The sequence below is a fragment of the Streptomyces calidiresistens genome (genome assembly GCF_014141525.1).
Lineage (GTDB): Bacteria > Actinomycetota > Actinomycetes > Streptomycetales > Streptomycetaceae > Streptomyces > Streptomyces calidiresistens.
The window spans coordinates 1-892 of the sequence record NZ_VKHS01001332.1 but is presented as its reverse complement, the minus strand read 5'-3'; the positions used below and the strand labels follow the sequence as shown (position 1 = coordinate 892).

The following is an 892-nucleotide window of genomic DNA, read 5'->3' as shown; positions in this document are numbered from 1 at the left end:
GGAGACGATCCTGCGGACCGGGCCCCCTCGATGTCGGTGTCCAACCGGTCCCCCACCACCAGCGGCCTGCGGGCCCCGGTCCGCAGGATCGTCTCCCGGTGCATCGGCGGCAGCGGCTTGCCGGCGGCCGTCGGGCGCCGGGTACCCCCCGACGCGATGCGCACCACCTCCACCGCCGCCCCGTTGCCCGGCGCGGGACCGCGCGGGGTGGGGATCGTGGCGTCCAGGTTGGAGGCGAACCACGGCACCCCCCGATTGACCGCGAGAGCCGCCTCCACCAGCCGCCCCCAGGGCATCTCGGGGCCGCCGTACCCCTGGACCACGGCCGCGGGGTCCTCGTCCGCCGACTCCACCGGCACCAGACCGCGTTCGCGGAGCGCCACCCGCAGCCCCTCCCCACCGGCGCACAGCACCCGCGCCCCCGCCGGCACCGCCTCGGCGATCAACCGGGCCACGGCCTGCGCCGAGGTGACCACCTCCTCCGGCCCTGCGGCCACCCCCAGCCGGGTGAGGTGATCCGCCACGGCCGCGGGCGTGCGGGAGGCGTTGTTGGTCACGTACGCCGCGGCCATTCCCTCCGCCCGGGCCCCCGCCAACGCCTCCACCGCGTGCGGCACCGCCTCACCACCGGTGTAGACGACGCCGTCCAGATCCAACAGCGCCGTGTCGTACGCCCGGTGCAGGGCGACCCCGCTCCCGGCCAGGGGCCGGGAGGGCGTTCCCCTCCCGGCGTCCCCGCTCGTGTCCCCGCCGACGTCCCGCGTCACCGCACCCACTCCGTTCCCCGTTCGTCCGCCGCCGGGCCGGGCGAAGGGCCCGACGCCCCGGGGTCCACGGACTCCGATCACGATCCGCCCCCGATCATCGCGCACCCCGCCGGTCGGTGCCCCGG

At 77.6% G+C, this 892-nt stretch carries 1 protein-coding gene; it reads right to left on the bottom strand.

The window, feature by feature from the left end:
• Positions 1-704: HAD hydrolase-like protein (locus FOE67_RS27150; RefSeq protein ID WP_194444838.1), on the bottom strand; the 704-nt coding region annotated here is incomplete at its 3' end.
• Between the last annotated feature and the right edge of the window lie 188 nt (positions 705-892).